Origin of the sequence: Roseibium sp., assembly GCF_048261595.1 — a bacterium.
GTDB lineage: Bacteria > Pseudomonadota > Alphaproteobacteria > Rhizobiales > Stappiaceae > Roseibium.
Window position 1 is genome coordinate 376670 of sequence record NZ_JBLXFW010000004.1, and the last position, 20578, is coordinate 397247.

The following is a 20578-nucleotide window of genomic DNA, read 5'->3' on the forward strand; positions in this document are numbered from 1 at the left end:
GAAGATATCGTTCTGAGTGAAGCGGGAATTTGCGGACACAGGCCTGCATTCCCGGTTCGGATTATCCGAGGGACGGTTTTCAGTCCTCGCCGCGGTCTTCTGCTGCTTCGTCCTCGTGATCCAGATCACGAGCGACATCCGGAGAATGAAGGAGTGATCCGATCCGGTCGTCATCGTCAAAGCGGGTATCGAGGACAAACCGCAGATCGGGCGTGTATTTCATCGTCAGGCGCCGGGCGACGAGGCCGCGCAGATATTTGGCGCTGCGGTTCAGCGCCTTTTCTACCTTGGGGCCATCTCCGCCACCGAGCGGCATGATCAGGCAGGAAGCCAGCCGCAGATCCGGCGTCATGCGGACTTCCGGGACCGTCACGATCACGCCGTCGAGGTCCGGGTCGGCCAGTTCGCCACGGGTCAAAATGTCGGACACTTCCTTGCGCACCAGTTCGCCGACGCGCAGCTGGCGCTGAGATGGGCCCCTTGCCCCCTGTCCGTGTTGTCGTGCCATGATCTTTTCCATCAAATGCGCGCTCTGGTCGCGCCAAAAGCAAGACGCCGGCGCGACTGGAGTGCGGCGCCGGCGTAGCTGATTTTCGTCTTCCGACGCTTAGAGCGTACGAGCGATTTCCTCGACCCGGAAGCACTCGATCACGTCGCCCGGACGCATGTCCTGGTAGTTGACGAAGTTCATGCCGCATTCCTGACCGGATTCGACCGACTTGACCTCGTCCTTGAAGCGCTTGAGCGTACCCAGCTTGCCTTCGTGAATGACCACGTCGTCGCGAATGAGGCGGACGCTTGCACCGCGCTCGACAACACCTTCGGTGACGAGACAGCCTGCAACCTTGCCGACCTTGGAAATGTGGAAGATTTCCTTGATCTCCGCGTTGCCGAGGAAGGTCTCGCGACGTTCCGGCGACAGGAGGCCGGACATGGCGGCCTTGATGTCGTCCACCAGGTCGTAGATCACGTTGTAGTAACGGACCTCGATGCCATCACGATGGGCCGCTTCGCGGGCCTGCTTGTTGGCGCGAACGTTGAAGCCGATGATTGGCGCCTTGGACGCCAGAGCCAGCGTGACGTCGCTTTCGGTGATGCCACCGACGCCGGACATCAGGATGCGTGCGCCAACTTCCTCGTTGCCGAGTTCGTTGAGTGCATGCACGATAGCTTCGACAGAACCCTGCACGTCGCCCTTGAGCACCAGCGGGAATTCCTTTTTGCCGGTTTCCTGCAGGCGATTCATCATCTGCTCGAGCGAGCTGCGCGAACCGGAAGCAACCACCGAGGCCTTCTCGCGGATCTGGCGCTGACGGTAGTCAACGATCTCGCGGGCGCGGGATTCGTTCTCGACCACCGCGACCATGTCACCGGCGGCAGGCGTGCCCTGGAAGCCGAGGACTTCGACCGGCTTGGACGGGCCTGCTTCCTTGACCTGGTTTCCGTCCTCGTCGAGCATCGCGCGAACGCGGCCCCACTCGGCACCGGCCACCAGAATGTCACCCGGACGCAGCGTACCCTTCTGAACCAGAACAGTCGCGACGGGACCACGGCCACGATCGAGCTGGGCTTCGACGACGATGCCCTCTGCGGTCCGGTCCGGGTTGGCCTGCAACTCAAGAACTTCCGCCTGGAGCAGAATCATCTCGAGCAGCTTGTCCAGGTTGGTGCCGGCCTTCGCCGAAACCTCGACGTCGATCACGTCACCGCCCATGCCTTCAACGACGATCTCGTCACTGAGGAGTTCGGTCCGGACGCGGTTCGGATCTGCACCCGGCTTGTCGATCTTGTTGATCGCCACGATGATCGGCACGTCGGCAGCCTTCGCGTGGGCGATGGCTTCCTTGGTCTGCGGCATGACGCCATCGTCTGCGGCGACCACGAGGATCACGATGTCGGTCGACTTGGCACCGCGCGCACGCATCTGGCTGAATGCCGCGTGGCCCGGAGTATCGATGAAGGTAACCTTGTTGCCGTTCTGCTCGACCTGATAGGCGCCGATATGCTGGGTGATGCCGCCGGCTTCGCCGGTTGCCACCTTGGCATTGCGGATGGCATCGAGCAGCGAGGTCTTGCCGTGGTCGACGTGGCCCATGATGGTCACGACCGGAGGCCGTGGCTTCAGGGTTTCGGCCGCGTCCTGTGTGGAGAAGAGACCTTCTTCCACGTCTGCTTCAGAGACGCGCTTGACGGTGTGACCCATCTCAACTGCGATCAGTTCAGCCGTGTCGGCGTCGATCACATCGTTGATCTTCATCATCTGACCCTGCTTCATCAGAAGCTTGATCACGTCAACGGCGCGTTCGGCCATACGGTTGGCGAGTTCCTGAATGGTAATCGCTTCCGGAAGGATGACCTCGCGGGAGATTTTCTCGCGGACAACCTGCTGCTGGCCACGCTTGGCCTTTTCCTGACGGCGGCGCATGGAAGCGAGAGAGCGCGAACGCTGTTCTTCGCCACCGGTCGCGGTGGAAATGGTCAGCTTGGAACGGCGGCGATCATCACCACCACGCGGACGGGCGGGCGCCGGAGCCGGGGCTGCCTTCTGGCGCTTGACCGGACGAAGGGTTTTCGCATTCCGATCGTCTTCGCTTTCATCCTGCTGGCGTGCGGCCGGACGGGCCGGAGCCGGACGCTCCGCGCGCGCAGCAGCCGCCGGAGCGGGCTTTTCTGCAGCTGCCGGAGCCTTTGCCGGCGCTTCAGCAGCAGCCTTGGCCTCTGCCTCGGCGCGTTCAGCAGCCTGCTTGGCTTCTTCGGCCTCGCGAACCTTGCGGGCTTCTTCTTCCGCCTTCAGACGCGCCTCTTCTTCCACCTTGCGGCGTGCTTCTTCCTCGGCACGGCGCTTGGCTTCGATCTCGGCGAGCTTGCGCTCCTCGACTTCGCGCTCCTGAGCAAGCTTGAGGGCTGCGGCACGTGCTGCTGCCTCTTCCTTGGTCAGCGTACGCAGTACGTTTCCGCCCTTCTGGCGCTGGCCAGCACGACGGGCCTGCTGCGCATCAGGTTGCGGCTTGCGCGGTGCTACCTCGGCAGGCTTCTCGAGCCGCTGCGTCTGAAGCGCTGGCTGTTCAGCCTTGGCTTCCTGCCCCGGCAAAACCACGCGGCGCTTTTTCTTTTCAACGACGACCGCCTTGGAACGGCCATGCGAGAAGGACTGACGAACAGTTCCCTGATCGCCACCACCCCGCTTGAGGCCGAGCGTTTTGCGCTCAACGCTGATTGTCTTATCGCCTGGGTTTTTCGTATCGCTCATATTGCCTTCAGTCCTGCGCAACTGCACCCGCTGCGTTGCTCGTGTCTTTCTTGGCGGAATTCGACCGGAAATCCTCAAGAGCGCGCGCTCGCGCCAGAAAATTTTCGCTCGCCTGACCCGCAAGCAGTGCAGCATGTATCACATTTGACCGACCCAATGCCAAATCCAATTGAGTCGAATCGAACAAACGGACGATTTGAGGCCCGTTTGCAGTCTCATTTCGGCCCGCGGCAACGCCCGCAAGCTTTCTAATCCCATCCTCGGCTGCGTCTGATGCATGGATCAGTCCGATGACCGGATCCTTGCGCAGAGCTGCCTCGACCTTCGAAAAGCCAGTAACCAGTTCGCCGGCCTTCCTGCTAATGGACAAAGCGGACAGGGCCGCCTTGCTCATCAGCGTGTCGACAAGGTCGGCCAGACCGGGTTCGACAACGGCTGCGGTCTTGAAACCGCGCCCGAACACCTTCTTGCCTTCCTTTTCGGCGCGACGGACGCATTCATCCGTCGCGGTAACCCAGACCCCACGTCCGGGCAAACTGCGCTTCAGGTCCGGAACGACCTGGCCGTCCGGCCCCAGCACAAAGCGGATCAGGCATTCGACCGGCAGAACCGCCCGGGTGACGGCGCATTGCCGCTCGGTCGGTTCACTCTTCCTTGGCACAAGCCACCTCCAGTCGGGGTCCCTCGGGACCCGATTGCCTTAGCCGTTGAGGATCGATCCAGCCGGAGCTTCGTCTTCCGCGGCGACTTCCGCGCCTTCCTCGGCTTCGCCTTCGAGCTCTTCAGCCGTCTGGGCCTGCAGTTCTTCCTCGGTGATCCAGCCAGCCTTGACGCGCGCATCCATGATGATCGCCTCGGCTTCGGCGCGGGAAAGATCGAACAGGCTCAGTGCACCCTCGTGACGTGTGGTTTCGCCGTCCTTACGCTCGCTCCAGCCGACAAGATCGTCGGTGGCGCAACCTGCCAGATCCTCAACGCTCTTCACGTCGTCCTTGCCAAGGGCCACCAGCATTGCAGTCGTCAGACCGTCGATGCCGCGCAGATCGTCGGAGACGCCGAGTTCACGGCGCTCTTCATCAAGCTTGGCTTCAAGTTCCTCGAGGTAGTCGCGGGCACGCGCCTGGATTTCCTCGGCCGTGTCATCGTCGAAGCCTTCGATCATCGCGATCTCGTCCAACTCGACATATGCGACTTCTTCAACAGATGTGAAGCCCTCGGTCGCAAGAAGCTGACCGACCATCTCATCGACGTTGAGCGCTTCCATGAACAGGTTGGACCGTTCCTGGAATTCCTTCTGACGACGCTCGGACTCTTCCTGCTCGGTCATGATGTCGATTGCCCAACCGGTCAGCTGGGACGCCAGGCGCACGTTCTGACCGCGGCGGCCAATGGCCAGCGACAGCTGCTCGTCGGGAACGACAACCTCGATACGCTCGGCATCTTCGTCGAGAACGACCTTGGCAACTTCCGCCGGCTGCAGCGCGTTGACGATGAACGTCGCCGGCTCGTCGTTCCACGGAATGATGTCGATCTTTTCGCCCTGCAGTTCGCCAACAACGGCCTGCACACGGGAACCGCGCATACCAACACAGGCGCCGACCGGATCGATCGAGCTGTCCTTGGAGATCACGGCAATCTTTGCGCGAGAACCCGGATCACGGGCAACCGAACGGATCTCGATAACACCGTCATAGATTTCCGGAACTTCCTGGGCAAACAGCTTTGCCATGAACTGCGGATGGGTACGCGAGAGGAAGATCTGCGGACCGCGCTGTTCGCGGCGCACATCGTAGATGTAGGCGCGAATGCGGTCGCCGGTGCGGAATGCTTCACGCGGGATCAGTTCGTCCCGGCGGACGATGCCTTCTCCGCGGCCGAGGTCGACAATGACGTTACCGTATTCGGCACGCTTGACCACCCCGTTGACGACTTCACCGATACGATCCTTGAATTCGTCGTACTGACGGTCACGCTCTGCTTCGCGCACCTTCTGGACGATAACCTGCTTGGCAGACTGCGCGGCGATACGGCCGAAATCGAGCGGTGGCAGCGGCTCGGCGATGAAGTCGCCAAGGCCGGCTTCCGGATTGCGCGCCTGAGCGTCTGCCAGGGCAATCTCGGTTGAGATGTTTTCGACGTGATCGACGACCTGCAGCAGACGCTGGAGCCGGATTTCACCGGTCTTGGGATTGATCTCGGCCCGCACTTCGGTCTCGGTGCCATACCGGGACCTTGCAGCCTTCTGGATCGCATCTTCCATTGCCGTGATGACGATGGTGCGGTCGATCGACTTTTCCCGAGCAACCGCGTCAGCGATTTGCAGCAGTTCCAGCCGGTTCGCGCTGATAGCCATTCAATCCACTCCTCTCGCGCCTTTTGATCTCGTCGTTTCGCGCGTTTCAAAATCGTGCCCGACAGCTTCTGCTGCCTAGTTGGGCTTGTTGTCCCCTGCAGACTGCTCTGCCTCGCGTGCGGCCAGCGCCGCCTTCTCTGCCTTCAGAGCAGCCGTAATCAAATCATCGGTCAGGATCAGGCGCGCCTCGCCGATATCGGCAAGAGGAAGCGCCGCCGTGTCCGTCTCGCCGGTCTTGACGTCCGGAAGGCGGAGCAGCGCAGCATCGTCCTTGACGCCGAGCAGCGTTCCACGGAAGCGCTTGCGGCCGTCCTGCATGACTGCCATCTCGACCTTCATCTCGTGCCCCGCCCAGCGCTCGAAGTCGCTGGCGCGGACCAGCGGGCGATCAATGCCCGGCGAGGAAATCTCGAGGTGGTAGGCCCGGTTGATCGGATCATCCACATCCAGCGCAGGCGAAACAGCCCGGCTTATCGTCTCGCAATCGTCGACCGTCATCGTGCCATCGGGACGCTCCGCCATGATCTGCAGCGTGCAACCATTGGCCGCGCTGATCTTGGTGCGCACCAGCCGATAACCGAGATCCTCGATCACCGGCTCAACGATGGCGGCAACGCGGGCGTCTAGACCCTCTTCCGTGACGATACGTTTTTCGTGTGCGTTCACACTCAACTCCTGTCCGGTAACGCCCGCCAATTCCTGCGGACCTACCCGTTCCAACACCTCGAAGAGCTTGGTGTAAGCGACAATGGAGCGGGTCCCGGCGGGGCCCACCCTCACACTGCTCATATAAGCCGTTTGAGATGAAACACGGGCTATATACAGGCAAACCGCCGCCAAAGGCAAGGGCAAAGCCTCACCTTCCGGACAACGCCTTCGAGCCGGTGCGCGATCAGACCCGCAGGAAGGTCAGGTAGCGGGGAACCCGATTCTCGCGGATGGCCTTGGCCTCGTAGCGCGTTCCGGGCCAGTTCGCCCAGGGTTCTTTCCAGTCTGAAGCCGTTTCCGCGGTCCACTCGAACGCCGCATGGTCGCGGCAATGGCGCAAGGTCCAGTCGACATAGGTGTCGATGTCGCTGGCGAAGCGGAATTGGTGGCCCGGTTTCAGCACCCGCGCATAGCGGTCGAGATTCTTCTCGTTGATGAAACGGCGTTTCCAGTGGCGCTTCTTCGGCCAAGGATCGGGATAGAGCTGGTAGGCCATGTCCAACGATGCTTCGGGCAGCCAGTCGAGGACGTTGACGGCATCGTCGTCATACAGGCGAATATTCCGAAGGCCTGCTTCGGTGACCGCCGTGACCACCTTGGCCATGCTGCCGACAAAGGGTTCGATCCCGATATAGCCGACCGAGGGATTTTCACGGGCGCGGTGCAGAAGATGTTCTCCGCCACCGAAGCCGACTTCCAGACAGACCTCGTCAACCGTCACGTCGAAGAGAGACCGCAAGTCGGCAGGCGCCGGCGTATCAAGATCCAGCGACAGGCGCGGAAGTTCCTCCTCCATCAGCCTCGTGCGTGTGGGGCTGAGCGGTTTGCCTTTGCGGCGGCCATAGAAGGAGCCTTCGTATCGGTCGGTCATCGTGCTTTAAATCAAGCCGCCGGCCCTTGTCGGACCGGCGGCTCATTTCCCTATCGTTCAGGATGTCTGGCGCGCCTTATCCCGCAATAGTGCGCAGTGCGTCAACCAGATCCGTCTTTTCCCAGGAGAAGCCGCCATCGGCTTCCGGCTCGCGGCCAAAATGGCCGTAGGCTGCGGTGCGCTCGTAGATGGCGTTGTTCAGCTTGAGGTGCTCGCGGATGCCGCGCGGGCTCAGGCCCATGACTTCGCGCAGGCCCTTCTCGAGCTTTGCCTCGTCGCAGTTCCCGGTGCCATGCAGGTCGACGTAGACCGACAGCGGATCGGAAACGCCGATGGCGTAGGACAGCTGGATCGTGCAGCGCTCGGCCAGCTCGGCCGCCACGACGTTCTTTGCGAGGTAACGAGCGGCATAGGCTGCGGACCGGTCGACCTTGGTCGGGTCTTTCCCGGAGAACGCACCGCCACCATGCGGGGCTGCGCCACCATAGGTGTCGACGATGATCTTGCGGCCGGTAAGGCCTGCGTCGCCGTCCGGACCGCCGATCACGAAAGCACCGGTCGGATTGACGTGCCAGACGGTCTCGTCGGTGATCCAGCCCTGCGGCAGGGAATCGCGAATGTAAGGCTCGACGATCGCGCGGACATCGTCGGATGTCAGGGAAGCATCAAGATGCTGGGTCGACAGAACGAGAGATGTGACACCGACCGGCTTGCCGTTCTCGTAGCGAACCGTCACCTGGCTCTTGGCATCCGGACCAAGCACCGGCTCCCTGCCGGACTTGCGGGCTTCCGCCAGTGTCTTGAGAATCTTGTGCGAGTAAAGGATCGGAGCCGGCATCAGTTCCGGCGTTTCGCGGCAGGCGTAACCGAACATGATGCCCTGGTCGCCGGCGCCTTCGTCCTTGTTGTCGCTCGCATCAACACCCTGGGCAATATGCGCTGACTGGGCGTGAAGATGGACAGCAACGTCACACGTCTCCCAATGGAAGCCGTCCTGCTCGTATCCAATATCCTTCACCGCCATGCGGGCCAGGTGCGCGATGTAATCCTTGGTCACGGTCCCCGGACCGCGGGTTTCACCGGCAATGACGATCCGGTTGGTCGTTGCGAGGGTTTCGCAGGCAACACGGGCGTCCGGCATCACGCTGAGATAAGCGTCTACGACGGCATCCGAAATCCGGTCGCACACCTTGTCGGGATGCCCTTCCGAAACGGATTCGGAAGTGAAGAGGTAATTCTGACGAGCCATTGGCGAACGTCCTTCTGGGAATGAATAAGACAGAAGCGGTGACTCGCATCACCGCTTCCTCGGGTATCAATCCTAAAAGTTTAGCACTCGGTCAAGCGCGCATATGCGATTACTGGTCGTCGCCGGCCAGGGAGCGGACGAGATCGACGATCCGCCGGCGGACCTTCGGGTCCTCGATGCGCACGAACGCCTTGTTGAGCGAAAGACCCTCAGACGACGACAGGAAGTCCACGACGTAGGACGTCGGCTGGGTTTCACCGAAACCTTCGGCCTCCTCCGGGGAACCCGGAGCGTCTTCAAAGAAGAAGGCAACCGGAACCTTCAGGATCGTTGCGATGTGCTGCAGGCGGCTGGCACCGATGCGGTTGGTGCCCTTTTCGTATTTCTGGATCTGCTGAAACGTGATGCCGAGGCTTTCACCGAGCTTTTCCTGGCTCATGCCGAGCATCATGCGGCGCAAACGAACGCGACTTCCTACGTGGATATCAATGGGGTTAGGAGCCTTTTTACTGGGCATATGGCTTTCATCTTTCTTTGCTCTCGCGGCCTCAAGCCACGGTTACCACCCGTGAAACGGCGGACTTCAACCAGACAAGGTCAGCCCCGAGCACACCCCTACACCCGAAAACCGTTTCTTCTCATTCGCTTAAGCTGTAGCGATACTGCGGTTGTATCACAGGATCAGCACATACCCAAGGCGAAAAATCAATTTTTACGCGAGTGCCGGTTGTATTTGTCCAGCCCGATTAGAAACGCTATCAATATCAACATTATAGCGTATATACCATCGCCATATTCCGTATAGGCAGTTTTCTTCATCCTGCCCGGCAACGCCGCATCCAACACCCCGGATCGACCGAGAACCAGCCGACCCGTTTCGCGCCCCTTGGCATCAACCACAACCGATATCCCGGTATTGGCGGCACGGACCAGGGGCAGTCCCTGCTCGATTGCCCTGAGCTTCGATTGTTGCAGATGCTGATATGGACCCGGTGTGCGCCCAAACCACGCATCGTTCGTCACGTTCAACAGGAAGTGCGGCCGCTTCTCGGCCGAGGACGAAATGCCCGGAAAGATGGCCTCGTAGCAAATCAATGGAAGGAAGGAAAAATCATCTTCCGTTGTCATGAGCCTGTGCCGGAACCCGGGAACGAAGGCGCCCGGAGCGGTGACCAGTTTTCGAATGCCGAGAGCTTCCAGAAGGCTCTCAAGAGGCAAATACTCGCCAAAGGGAACCAGCCGCACCTTGTCATAGGCGTCCTCGATCACACCATCCGAGCCCAGCAGGTAGACGCTGTTGAAGTAATCCGGACGCTCGATCCCGGCTTCCGCCCGGATTGCCCCCGTCGCCAGCGACATTCGGCCATCAAGGGTCCGGGCAATCTGCAGCAGCGCTTCAGGCGAGGTACTAAGCAGGAACGGCAGGGCGGACTCCGGCCAGACAAGCAGACGCGGTGCGTCAGCCCGCGCTTGAGCGCTCAAGGGGCGACTGCTCAGATCAAGATATGTCTTGAAGATTTCATCGCGCTTTTCAGGCAGCCATTTTTCTTCCTGCGGGATCGAGGGCTGGACAATCCGGATGTCCAGCGCGGCAGGCGCCGGGTCGTCGAACCAATGCAGGCGAAGGAGCCCGAACGTCGTCATGGCGGCAACCAGCAGAACGCCGAAGCCTCCGACGAGCAGCTTGGTGCGGGCGCGGACGGGATCCAACAGGACAACGGGAAGACCGGCAACCACAAGGCCAAGCAGGCCCAGGCCGTAAACGCCGACGATGCTCGCGGTCTGGGCGAGGATCAAGGACGTCGAGAATGTGTGACCGAACAAGTTCCACGGGAACCCGGTAAATAGGTGACCGCGGGCATACTCACCCATCGACAGGGCAGTCGCCAGTACCAGGACGCGCTGCGGTCCCTCGGGCCAGAGTCTCGCAGCAACGGACAGTGCGACGCCCGGAAACAGGGCAAGCCCCAAGGGCATCGCAACGACGGCGAAGGGCATCATCCAGGCGAACTTGTCGCCATCGACGAGAAAGGCGGAGCCGATCCACCACAATCCGGTCAGGAAGTAGCCGAAGCCGAACCACCAGCCGATCGAGAACCCGCGCCACCAGCGGGCTCCGGCCCGATCTTGCTGCCGGCCAACGGCACCATCCAGCAACCAGGCGAGCACTGGAACAGCAAGGATCATCAAAGGCCACAGGCCCAGAGGCGGCAACCCGAGCGCACCAAGGAGGCCGGCGGCGAACGCGATCGCTCGTCTACGCCACCCCCAGGAGAGAAGGCATGTCGTCGGAATAGCCATCAGGCCAGCCGAAATCTGACCCATGTGAAAATAGATCCGGTTGAATCGCTGTGTGCAAGGAATGCCTTGAGACACGGACACGGTCAAGATGAACGCGCATGGCGATCATCCAGGTCCTCTGCAATGTCAAACTTCCGGACTACTCTTTTCTCCGGCTTGAGGGTCTTCCCGCTTTTGACGCCGACGCTGCTCTGTCACACGGACCTCCGGCCGACGCCGACGGATGCGTAGGCGCTTGATCCGCCGGGGATCGGCGTCCAGGATTTCGAACTCGTGGCCGGGCACGTCCTGCACCAGCAACAATTCGCCCCTGACCGGCACACGGCCGACAGACACATACAGCAGGCCACCGAGCGTATCGACGTCTTCACTCGCCTCACTGGCTTCGAAGTCAATCCCGAAAGCCTCTCCGAGCTCGTCAAGCGGGAGACGCGGGTCGGCAATCCAGACGCCATCGCTTGCAGGCTGCAGCATGGCCTCCTCGTCCTCATCGTGTTCGTCTTCGATGTCGCCGACAACTTCCTCGACAAGATCCTCAAGCGAAACCAGGCCGTCCGTACCGCCGTATTCGTCGATGACGAGTGCCATCTGGATACGGTCAGCCTGCATCTTCGCCATCAGGTCGGTAGCGGGCATGGACGGCGGCACAAACAGCAGCTGTCTGATCAGACCGGCAGCCTTCAACGAAACCGTCAGATCGATTTCGGACAAATCAAGCGCTGGAGCATTATGACCAGTACCGTTGGTGCTGGATTGGTCGCCCGCTTCTTCGTCAGCGTCGGATGCGGAGGCGGCCGGAGCCTGCCGGCGTCCTTTCTCCGACATCAGCGCGACGAGATCCTTGATATGAACCATGCCGCGCGGGTCATCGAGGGTTTCCTCGTAGACCGGCATGCGCGAATGCCCCGATTCCTGGAATAACTCCATCAGCCGACCGATAGAGATCCCCGCCTCGACAGCATCGATATCGGCGCGCGGGATCATGACGTCATCGACACGCAGCTCACGCAGGCGCAGAATGTTGCCAAGCAGCAGGCGCTCTTCGGGAGAAAAGGCCGCGTTCTCACCGGGACCCCGAGCGAGTTCGTCTTCAAGGTTTTCGCGCAGATTCACGGATGGTCGGCGCGCCTGGAACACTTGGCGGAGCCGTTGCCACAGGCCTGGGCCGTCACTGGCTCCGCGTCGTTGTCCGTCTTCGTCAGAAGAAACGTTCCCCCCGCCCGGTGCAGAAGATGAAGCGTCACTACTTCGCGGCTCGGATTGTGTCATTGTCATCAAGAACCAATTTTCGCCCCAGTCTTGGGGCCCTCAATCGTCAGCAATCAACGGTCGGTCTGCATATGGATCGTCAATTCCCAAAGCAGCAAGAACCCTGCGCTCCAGATCTTCCATCGCTTCTGCTTCATCCGTTTCCTGGTGATCATAGTCGAAAAGGTGAAGCAAACCGTGAACTACCAGATGGGAAAGATGGAGGGCGAATTCAATTCCCATCTCATCGGCTTCCCGCGCGACCGTTTCATGAGCAAATACGATGTCACCCAGCAAGGGCCCATAGACCTCCTCGTCAGGATCGCTGCCGGGAAACGACAAGACGTTGGTCGCCTTGTCCTTGTCCCTCCACTTCGCGTTCAGCTCGCGGATCGACGCATCGTCGGTAAAGACTAGTGAAACCTCCGACCCATCGACAGCTTCAAGCTGGCCGACGTCGAAGGCCTTGGCAATTGCTGTCTGGCAAAGCGAATACAACGTCGTCTCGTCAGGCCATTCCCCGGCCTCAACGGACAGATCGATCTGGAAATCGTCAGGAAGTCCTTCGACGGCTGCCTGATCTGTCTCGCCCATCAGCCTTCGTCCGCGCCATTGGCGGCCGCTTCTGCGGCCGCACGGCGTCGTTCCTTGGCCTGAGCTGCCTCACGCGAAGCATTGTCATACGCCGTGACGATGCGGGCAACCAGTTCATGACGGACCACGTCCGCCTCGGTGAACTGAACATGAGCAACGCCCTCAACGCCATTCAGCAGGGAGAGCGCCTCTCGCAGACCGGACACCTGTCCGGAAGGCAAGTCGACCTGGCTGGGGTCGCCGGTGACGATCATCTTCGAGCCTTCACCAAGGCGCGTCAGGAACATCTTCATCTGCATCGATGTGGTGTTCTGAGCCTCATCGAGAAGCACGACAGCATTGGACAGCGTACGGCCACGCATGAAGGCCAGCGGCGCGACTTCGATCATGCCCGACTGAAGGCCGCGATCGACCTTCTCAGGCGGCATCATCTCATAGAGCGCGTCATAAAGCGGGCGCAGATAGGGATCGACCTTTTCCTTCATGTCGCCGGGCAGGAAGCCGAGACGTTCACCAGCCTCAACCGCCGGACGGGAAAGGATAAGACGGGCCGCATCGCCGCGCTCAATGAGTGCCGCGGCGTAGGCAACCGCCAGGAAGGTCTTGCCAGTACCCGCAGGTCCCGTTCCGAAAACCAGGTCGGCTCGGTCCATGGAGCGGATATATGCATCCTGGGTCGGTGTGCGCGCAACGATGGTTTTGCGCCGTGTCGAAATCTGCGCGAAGGCGAGCCGCGATCGCGGCTCAAGCGTTGGCAGAGGCAATTGTGCTTCTGCCGCCTGCGCCATGCGCAGTGCTCCGTCCACATCACCGGGGTGAATGTCGTGTCCCTGCTGTAGGCGCTGGTAGAGGGATTCAAGTGCATTTCGCGCCTGAGTGCAGGACGCATGTGAACCCTTGAGGGTCACCTGGTTCCCGCGGGCGATGGCATCGATGCCAAGCTTTTGCTCGATAAGGGCGAGGTTCTGGTCGAATTGACCGAAAAGATCACCGATCAGCCTGTTGTCTTCAAACGCAAGAACGATGTGCGTCATATCCGAGGCGGGAGCCGCCTTTTGATCCGGTACGTTGCGTGCCGACGATTGGCTGTCACGCGTCAAATGCCGCCTCCTTGATGGCGCCGTGGGAAGACCCGTTGGAATCATGATGCCCTGCAATCAGCTCACCGAACAGGGAATTGGTGCCAATCTTGACGATTTCCACCGCTTGTACAGTACCGATGAGTTCTTCCGGCGCATCAATCTGAACAGCCTGAAGCCATGGCGATTTGCCAACAAGCTGGCCCGGAAGGCGCCCCTTGCGCTCCAGCAGGACATCAAATGTCATGCCAAGCCGCGAAGCGTTGAAGTCCTTCGTCTGCGCCGTGATCAACTCCTGAAGTTCCGCCAGACGGGCCGACTTCACGTCTTCAGGCACCTGATCCTTCATGGTAGCACCTGGCGTACCGGGGCGCTGGCTGTATTTGAAAGAGAAGGCAGACCCGTATTCGACACGCCGGATCAGATCCATTGTGTCTTCGAAATCCTGATCCGTCTCGCCAGGGAAACCGACGATGAAGTCGCAGGACAAGGCAATGTCCGGTGCCGCGTCGCGGATCCGGTCGATCAGGCGAAAATATTCATCGCGCGTGTGTTTGCGGTTCATCGCCGCAAGGATCTTGTCCGAACCAGACTGAACGGGCAAATGCAGATAGGGCATCAGCGTCTTGAGTTCCCGGTGCGCCTCGATCAGTTCATCATCCATGTCGCGCGGATGGCTGGTCGTGTAGCGCAAACGGTCCAGGCCGTCGATTTCCGACAGGCGATAGAGAAGGCGTCCAAGACCCCAAGCCTTCCCGTCAGCACCCTCACCGTGCCAGGCATTGACGTTCTGGCCAAGCAGCGTGATCTCTCGCACGCCGCCCGCAGCCATGCGCTCGGCCTCTTCGACGATCTGCTTCACAGACCGGGAAACCTCGGCACCGCGGGTATAAGGAACGACACAGAAAGTGCAGAACTTGTCGCACCCTTCCTGAACGGTCAGGAAAGCCGACGGAGCGCGTCTTGCGACCGGCTTCGCGGCACGCTCCGACAAATGCTCGAACTTTGCGTCAATGTCGAACTCGGTCTCGACGACCTTCTTGCCGCTCTTTGCCTCATCCAGAAGCTTCGGCAGACGGTGATAGCTCTGCGGCCCGAAGACCATATCCACGATCGGTGCACGGCGGGAGATTTCCTCGCCTTCGGCCTGGGCCACGCAACCGGCGACACCAACCATCATGTCCTTGCCGGCAAGAGCACGCGCTTCCTTGACCTTCCGAATCCGGCCAAGTTCCGAATAGACCTTTTCAGCCGCCTTTTCGCGGATGTGGCAAGTGTTCAGAATAACGAGATCTGCGTCTTCCAGGTTGTCGGTGGCGCTATAGCCCTGAGGCGCCAGCACGTCGTTCATTCGCTCGCTGTCATAGACATTCATCTGGCAGCCATAGGTGCGCATGAACACCTTGCGAGTCGGCGTTGCTTTCTGCGCGTCTGCGGTCGCGATTTCCGTTTCCTGACGATCCGTCATTACGTCCTCATTGCAATCGCGTGGCGGTTTCAAACGTCCGCGGCGATGGCGATCTCTCTTCATGATGTGCCAAGGGGCCGAACCACCGGCATGTGGGGTTCTATGCAGTCTAGGCAAGACCGCCCGGCTTGTTCTCTCAGCCGCCAGCTTTAGCGGGTTTTTCCGCCGATGAGAATAGCTCGGCAGCTTCGATTGGCGCAGAGGCGAATTCTTCGTTGACACCCATGCGCAGCGATTTCGTGGTCAGGCGCCGAACCTCCGCTTCCAGCTGCGCAGTCAGAGCCTTGCGGTCGGTCGTCCCGGTCACACGAACAGGCGTGCCCCAGGTGACCACGACATCCAGCGCCCCATCGCGGAAAATGCCCCACAGATGGCCGGCAAGCTCCATGTCGCCGTACCATGCCACATGTGGCCGAAACTGGCGGCCCATCGGGAGTCCGTGGAGAGAATGGTATGCGACGGACAGCGGCTGGACCCAGACTTCCTCGCCCTCAGCCCGCCCGCGGGTGGCCGCCCCGAGAAGGGCCGAGCGGAACGGAAGCACGCAATTTCCGTCGTTGGAGGTACCTTCCGCGAACAGCACCATGGCATCCCCCTCTGCCATGCGTTCTGCGATGGCGTCGGCAACCTTTCCGGTATCTGACCGGCGCTGACGATTGACGAAGACCGTGCGTTGCAGCTTTGCGAACAGGCCAAAAACAGGCCATCCCGATACTTCGGACTTGGCAATGAAGGAAAGTGGCATCAGGGAGCCGACGACGGTGATGTCGACCCACGACGCGTGATTGGCCGCAATCAGAAGCGGCCGCGAGGTTTCAGGCTTACCCACCTGCCGGACGCGAATGCCGACAAGTCGCGTCGCGGCCCGATGCCATAGATGCGGCAATCGCCGCTGGACCGGATGACCGGCCTTCACCGCCAGCCATTGCGGCGGGATCAAAACGAGGGAGACGGCCGTCAGCAGGAGGATCGTCCAGACCGCCTTAATCCGCGTCATGGCCCCCATCCGTCTCCGGGCCCGTGATCGGCACCGCGTACAGCTCAAGCCGGTGGTCCACGAGCTTGTAACCCAGTTTTCTGGCAATGAATTCCTGCAGAGCCTCGATTTCCTCGCTGCGGAACTCGATGACCTGTCCGGAGCGCAAATCAATCAGATGATCATGGTGTTCGTCCGGAACGGTCTCGTATCGAGACCGGCCGTCGCGGAAGTCATGCCGTTCGATCATACCAGCGTCCTCGAACAGCTTGACCGTTCGATATACCGTGGAAATGGAAATGCGCGGGTCGATCTCAACGGACCGGCGGTACAGTTCTTCCACATCGGGGTGGTCGTCGGAGGCCTCCTCGATGACGGATGCGATCACCCGCCGTTGCTCGGTCATGCGCATGCCTTTCGACGCGCAAAGTTCCGCCAGCGTGCTCTGCCGCTCTTCCGTCATGGTCTCCGTATCCGCTCTTCCTGGCGCAGGTAAGCGAGCGATTAAAGAAGATCGGCGCGCATGACAAGCGCTGTGCCATCACCCTCTGCCGCCCGGTAGTAGCCCTTTCGCTCGCCCACTTTGCGGAAACCGGCCGACTTGTAAAGCTTCAGGGCCGGTTCATTGGCAGCATCAACTTCGAGGAAAAGTGCCTCACAGCGCTCTGAATAAAGGCGGAACAGGGCTTCGCGCAGCAGTTGACGGGCCAATCCCTCGCCGCGGTTCTTCGGATCGACGGCAATCGTCAGGATTTCCGCTTCGCCAGCAACCGTTCTGATCATGATGAAGCCAAGCACCTTTCTTGACCCTAGAGCTACAGGGCGGCGGATGACCAGGACGAAGACACCTGCCTGGTCCATCAGGCGAGAGAGCTCCTCCTCATCCCAAGAATGGGTAAAAGAACGGGAATGAATTTCGGCAAGTCTCGTCAGGTCGTCGGTCTTGGCGTCCTCCACGAATGACGGAGCCGTCCTGGACCTCAGGAAGTTCATTGCCGTTCAATCCTTCCCTTTTTCTGCGGGGTCGCATCGGGGGGACGCAGGTACAAAGGGGATGCGACAGCCAATTTCGGATCTGCCACCAGGCCCAGATGGGCAACATCTGCAATGGCAGGAAAGCCCTTCTCGCAGACGACTCGCGCAGACAAGGCCGAAAGGCTTTGCACCACATTGACTGCGGCCGAGCCCGCGACGCAAGTGCCTTGCGGAAGGTAATCCGCCAACATCCCGATTTTTCTTACCGCCGCTTCGTCCATCGGCTGTCCTTCGGTGTCGAACAGCTGGCAGTAGACTTCGTCCTGCTTGCCTTCCAGCGCAACGAGCAGCGGTGCATCCAGGCCTGTGGAAGCAACATGCCGGGCGATCGCCGCGAGGGTCGTTATTCCGACGACCGGCTTTTCAAGCACGAGGCCAAATCCCTTGGCAACGGAAAGACCGACTCGCAGTCCGGTAAAGCTGCCTGGGCCGGTCGTCACAACCACCCTGTCCAGGTCAGTGAAGGCGGTGGAGGATTCGGCCATGACTTCGCCGATCATTGCCATCAGCCGCTCCGCATGCCCGCGACCAACTTCCTCGCTCGTTTCCACGTAGCAGGGCATGTCGAGGCTGTCGTCGAGAACGGCGGCAGCGCAATTGGCAAGGGCGGTGTCGATAGCAAGAATGCGCATGATGGTAACGACTTATCGCTGCTATGGCGATCTGTCGATATGAGCTTTTGACTTACCCCAAAGGTTGGGCTTGTCGGCAGCATGAATGACACAATCAAAAAACCCGGCGTTGCAGCCGGGTTTTCAACGGTTTCGCCTGGGCCGACAGGTCGGCATGCCGTCAGATCGGCCGCACTTCCTCGACTTCCGGAACGAAGTGCTTGAGCAGGTTCTGGATACCGTGCTGGAGCGTTGCCGTCGATGAGGGGCAACCTGCGCAGGCCCCGCGCATGGACAGGTAGACGATACCTTCCTTGAACCCCTTGAAGGTGATGTCACCACCATCCTGGGCGACCGCCGGACGCACGCGCGTCTCGAGCAGGTCCTTGATCACCGTAACCGTTTCCTGATCGCCCTCATCGAAGAACTCACCTTCTTCAGTATCTTCGCTTTCACCGGTGGCCATGACGGGCTGACCCGACATGAACTGTTCCATGATCGCGCCGAGAATGGCCGGCTTCATGTGCTGCCAGTCGGTATCGTCCTTGGTGACGGTGATGAAGTCATGTCCAAAGAAGACTGCGACGACGCCGGGAACCTGGAACAGCTTTTCTGCAAGCGGCGACGCGCCTGCGTCGGCCGAGGAGCGGAAATCGTAGGTTCCTTCCGGCAGCACGACACGGCCGGGCAGGAATTTGAGCGTCGCCGGGTTCGGCGTGGCTTCGGTCTGAATGAACATCGTCGGATCTCGCAGACGGTTGGGCGCTTTTGCGCAAAGTCATCGTTTTCTTGCGATCAGTAGTATCGCATCGACGGCTAGTTTGGAACTGTTAAAATGTAGATGGGTTCGCTGACCACGTTGTCAAGCGCCCCTCGCCGGGTTGAGCCCAGTCTACGCCAGTGCGGCGATCGAGTCATCGTCAAGATTGCCAGGTACGATCGTGACCGGAATCGGGAAATTCCCTGCGGCCTTGCCCGCAATAGAGGACACCAACGGCCCCGGTCCCTCCGAGCTCAGGCCCGCCGCGAGCACCAGAATGGCAATGTCGGCGTCGGTTTCGATGAGATCAACGATTGCCTCTGACGTTTTTCCCTCACGGACCACGCATTCCGGCTCCGTCCGCGCGACAGATCGAGCCCGGTCGGAAGCCTTGGCGAGGGTTTGATCCGCCTTTTCCATGGCTTCGGCGCGCATGATGTCCTCGACACCGAGCCAGTGCTGGAAATCACCAGGGACCACGACATAGAGCAAGGTGACGATGCCGCCGGTGCGGGCAGCTCGCTTCGCCGCATAGACAATTGCCCGGTCGCACTCGGGCGTTTCGTCGACCACCACCAGGAATTTCCGGCGATGCCCCTCTTCGTTGCTTTTTCTAATCGCTACCATGGACGCATGCTGCCATTGGCTTTCACGTACCGCAAGCGCAAGCCGGTGGCCTGACCGGAAACGGCTGACAATACACACAGGCACGAATGCCCAACGTTGCTACGACCCTGCCGAAACCTCAGAGAATGAACCGCGAAAGGTCGACATTCTTGGCCAGTTCACCAATGTTCTCACGAACATAGTCTGCGGTGATCTCGACATCCTCACCAGACTTGTCAGGCGCTGTGAAGGACACTTCGTCGAGAATCCGTTCCATGACCGTCTGCAAACGGCGCGCGCCGATGTTCTCGACCGACGAATTCAGATCGACGGCAACGGAAGCAATCTCGTCGATAGCTTCCTCGGTGAAGGACAAGGTGACATTTTCCGTCGCCAGGAGGGCGATATACTGCTTGATCAGGCTCGCTTCCGGCTCCGTCAGGATGGCGCGGAAATCCTCGCGTGTCAGAGCCCGAAGCTCGACCCGGATCGGCAGGCGGCCCTGCAATTCTGGTAGAAGGTCGGACGGCTTGGCCACATGGAACGCTCCCGATGCGATGAACAGGATGTGGTCGGTTTTAACCGGGCCATGCTTGGTCGAAACGACCGTGCCCTCGATCAGGGGCAGGAGATCACGCTGCACGCCTTCGCGGGAGACATCGCCGCCGCTGCGGCCTTCGCGGGCACAGATCTTGTCGATCTCATCGAGGAACACGATGCCGGAATTCTCGACCAGGGAGATCGCTTCCTGAACGATCTTGTCTTCGTCCAGAAGCTTGTCGGACTCTTCGTTGATCAGGAGCTCGTAGGAGTCTCGAACGGAGGTGCGCTTGGTCTTTGTCTGGCCTCCGAAGGCCTTCCCCAAAAGATCCGATACATTCATGACACCAACGCTGGCGCCCGGCATGCCGGGAAGATCGAAGCTCGGCATCTGGGCCTGCGCCCGGACATCGACCTCGATTTCCTTTTCGTCCAGTTCACCTTCACGCAGCTTCTTGCGGAAGCTGTCTCGCGTGTTCGGGCTGGCGTTTTGCCCAACCAGAGCATCAAGAACGCGCTCTTCTGCGAGTACATGAGCCTTGGCCTTCACCGCTTCTCGCTTGCTGTCGCGAACAAGCCCGATCCCGGCTTCCACCAGGTCACGGACAATCTGTTCCACGTCACGGCCGACATAACCAACTTCCGTAAACTTGGTCGCCTCGACCTTGGTGAAGGGGGCGTTGGCAAGCTTTGCCAGTCGACGGGCGATCTCGGTCTTGCCGACGCCGGTCGGGCCGATCATCAGAATGTTCTTCGGCAGAACCTCCTCACGCATCTGGCCTTCCAGCTTCTGGCGGCGCCACCGGTTGCGCAGGGCAATGGCAACCGCGCGCTTAGCGTCTTTCTGACCGACAATGAAGCGGTCCAGCTCAGAGACGATTTCACGAGGCGAAAAGTCGGTCATGTCGTTTCTTTCAATCAAAAATTCA

20 protein-coding genes are annotated in these 20578 nt (G+C 60.3%); all 20 read right to left on the reverse strand.

Annotation, left to right across the window (positions count from 1 at the left end; all coding sequences use genetic code 11):
* Window positions 1–79 precede the first annotated feature (79 nt).
* Window positions 80–508, reverse strand: a complete 429-nt coding sequence (gene rbfA, locus ACN0SY_RS15285; protein WP_417688567.1) for a 30S ribosome-binding factor RbfA — start codon at window positions 506–508, stop codon at window positions 80–82.
* Between the two features lie 99 nt (window positions 509–607).
* Window positions 608–3250, reverse strand: coding sequence for a translation initiation factor IF-2 (gene infB / locus ACN0SY_RS15290; protein WP_417688569.1), 2643 nt, complete (start codon window positions 3248–3250; stop codon window positions 608–610).
* Window positions 3251–3257: 7 nt separating this feature from the next.
* On the reverse strand, window positions 3258–3911 hold the full coding sequence (locus ACN0SY_RS15295; protein ID WP_417688571.1) for an RNA-binding protein: 654 nt from the start codon (window positions 3909–3911) through the stop codon (window positions 3258–3260).
* 39 nt (window positions 3912–3950) lie between these two features.
* Complete coding sequence (gene nusA / locus ACN0SY_RS15300; RefSeq protein WP_417688573.1) at window positions 3951–5603, reverse strand: transcription termination factor NusA; 1653 nt, start codon at window positions 5601–5603, stop codon at window positions 3951–3953.
* A gap of 75 nt (window positions 5604–5678) precedes the next feature.
* Window positions 5679–6269: a ribosome maturation factor RimP gene (rimP, locus tag ACN0SY_RS15305; protein WP_417688575.1), complete on the reverse strand. Its 591-nt coding sequence runs from the start codon at window positions 6267–6269 to the stop codon at window positions 5679–5681.
* 226 nt (window positions 6270–6495) lie between these two features.
* Window positions 6496–7182: a tRNA (guanine(46)-N(7))-methyltransferase TrmB gene (gene trmB / locus ACN0SY_RS15310; protein WP_417688577.1), complete on the reverse strand. Its 687-nt coding sequence runs from the start codon at window positions 7180–7182 to the stop codon at window positions 6496–6498.
* A gap of 76 nt (window positions 7183–7258) precedes the next feature.
* Window positions 7259–8431 carry a methionine adenosyltransferase gene (gene metK / locus ACN0SY_RS15315; RefSeq protein WP_417688579.1) on the reverse strand — a complete coding sequence of 391 codons (1173 nt, stop codon included), beginning with the start codon at window positions 8429–8431 and terminating at the stop codon, window positions 7259–7261.
* Window positions 8432–8540: 109 nt separating this feature from the next.
* Complete coding sequence (locus ACN0SY_RS15320; protein WP_417688581.1) at window positions 8541–8948, reverse strand: helix-turn-helix domain-containing protein; 408 nt, start codon at window positions 8946–8948, stop codon at window positions 8541–8543.
* Window positions 8949–9136: 188 nt separating this feature from the next.
* Window positions 9137–10756 carry an apolipoprotein N-acyltransferase gene (gene lnt, locus ACN0SY_RS15325; protein WP_417688583.1) on the reverse strand — a complete coding sequence of 540 codons (1620 nt, stop codon included), beginning with the start codon at window positions 10754–10756 and terminating at the stop codon, window positions 9137–9139.
* A gap of 102 nt (window positions 10757–10858) precedes the next feature.
* Window positions 10859–12001, reverse strand: a complete 1143-nt coding sequence (locus ACN0SY_RS15330) for a transporter associated domain-containing protein (RefSeq protein WP_417688740.1) — start codon at window positions 11999–12001, stop codon at window positions 10859–10861.
* 39 nt (window positions 12002–12040) lie between these two features.
* Window positions 12041–12574 carry an rRNA maturation RNase YbeY gene (gene ybeY / locus ACN0SY_RS15335; protein ID WP_417688585.1) on the reverse strand — a complete coding sequence of 178 codons (534 nt, stop codon included), beginning with the start codon at window positions 12572–12574 and terminating at the stop codon, window positions 12041–12043.
* Window positions 12574–13608, reverse strand: coding sequence for a PhoH family protein (locus ACN0SY_RS15340; protein ID WP_417688742.1), 1035 nt, complete (start codon window positions 13606–13608; stop codon window positions 12574–12576). The genes ybeY and ACN0SY_RS15340 overlap by 1 nt, the downstream gene beginning before the upstream one ends.
* A 55-nt stretch (window positions 13609–13663) precedes the next feature.
* Window positions 13664–15121 carry a tRNA (N6-isopentenyl adenosine(37)-C2)-methylthiotransferase MiaB gene (miaB, locus tag ACN0SY_RS15345; protein ID WP_417688587.1) on the reverse strand — a complete coding sequence of 486 codons (1458 nt, stop codon included), beginning with the start codon at window positions 15119–15121 and terminating at the stop codon, window positions 13664–13666.
* A gap of 136 nt (window positions 15122–15257) precedes the next feature.
* Window positions 15258–16118, reverse strand: a complete 861-nt coding sequence (locus ACN0SY_RS15350; RefSeq protein ID WP_417688589.1) for a lysophospholipid acyltransferase family protein — start codon at window positions 16116–16118, stop codon at window positions 15258–15260.
* Window positions 16105–16560 (reverse strand): Fur family transcriptional regulator, encoded by a 456-nt coding sequence (locus tag ACN0SY_RS15355; protein WP_417688591.1) that lies wholly within the window; start codon window positions 16558–16560, stop codon window positions 16105–16107. The genes ACN0SY_RS15350 and ACN0SY_RS15355 overlap by 14 nt, the downstream gene beginning before the upstream one ends.
* A gap of 41 nt (window positions 16561–16601) precedes the next feature.
* Window positions 16602–17090, reverse strand: a complete 489-nt coding sequence (gene rimI / locus ACN0SY_RS15360; protein WP_417688593.1) for a ribosomal protein S18-alanine N-acetyltransferase — start codon at window positions 17088–17090, stop codon at window positions 16602–16604.
* Window positions 17087–17764: a tRNA (adenosine(37)-N6)-threonylcarbamoyltransferase complex dimerization subunit type 1 TsaB gene (tsaB, locus tag ACN0SY_RS15365; RefSeq protein ID WP_417688595.1), complete on the reverse strand. Its 678-nt coding sequence runs from the start codon at window positions 17762–17764 to the stop codon at window positions 17087–17089. Before tsaB ends, rimI begins: the two co-directional genes overlap by 4 nt.
* 160 nt (window positions 17765–17924) lie before the next feature.
* Entirely contained in the window at window positions 17925–18482 is a 558-nt protein-coding gene (locus tag ACN0SY_RS15370) for a NifU family protein (protein WP_417688597.1), read from the reverse strand.
* A gap of 153 nt (window positions 18483–18635) precedes the next feature.
* Window positions 18636–19130, reverse strand: coding sequence for a universal stress protein (locus ACN0SY_RS15375; RefSeq protein ID WP_417688599.1), 495 nt, complete (start codon window positions 19128–19130; stop codon window positions 18636–18638).
* A 118-nt stretch (window positions 19131–19248) separates the two neighbouring features.
* On the reverse strand, window positions 19249–20553 hold the full coding sequence (gene hslU / locus ACN0SY_RS15380) for an ATP-dependent protease ATPase subunit HslU (protein WP_417688601.1): 1305 nt from the start codon (window positions 20551–20553) through the stop codon (window positions 19249–19251).
* Window positions 20554–20578 lie beyond the last annotated feature (25 nt).